The sequence below is a fragment of the Pseudomonas sp. SMV71 genome, assembly GCF_052042015.1.
Lineage (GTDB): Bacteria > Pseudomonadota > Gammaproteobacteria > Pseudomonadales > Pseudomonadaceae > Aquipseudomonas.
Genome location: NZ_JBKGGU010000070.1, coordinates 1 through 355, shown reverse-complemented (window position 1 = coordinate 355; position 355 = coordinate 1). Strand labels below are relative to the sequence as shown.

Annotated in this window: 1 protein-coding gene; it reads right to left on the bottom strand. The window is 60.0% G+C overall.

Annotation, left to right across the window (positions count from 1 at the left end; all coding sequences use genetic code 11):
- The coding region (locus ACLEJQ_RS25820) for a VCBS domain-containing protein (protein WP_440799938.1) at nucleotides 1-355 on the bottom strand (355 nt) is incomplete at both ends.

Below are 355 nucleotides of genomic sequence, written 5' to 3'. Positions count from 1 at the left end.
ACTGCTGCCGTCGCTGAGGTTTTTTTCCTGGACGGTCAGTTCACCGCCTTCAGTGTCGAGGCCGTTGATGATCACCGGATCGTCGTTGTTGTGAACTTGCAGCACAAGGTTTGCAGTGCTGGTGTCACCGTCGGCGTCGGTCAGGGTGTAGGTGAAGGTTTCGCTGCCATTACCCCCACCGTGCAGGCCTTTGAAATCGGCGTCGGCGGTGTTGAGCGTGTAAGTGTAGGAACCGTCGGCGTTGAGGACCAGGGTGCCGTAGGTACCGGTGAAAGTGCCCGGTGTGATTGGGCCGGACGCGACATGGTCGGCGCCTTCGGTGTCGTTGGTCAGTACACTGCCGGTCAGGGTGAGC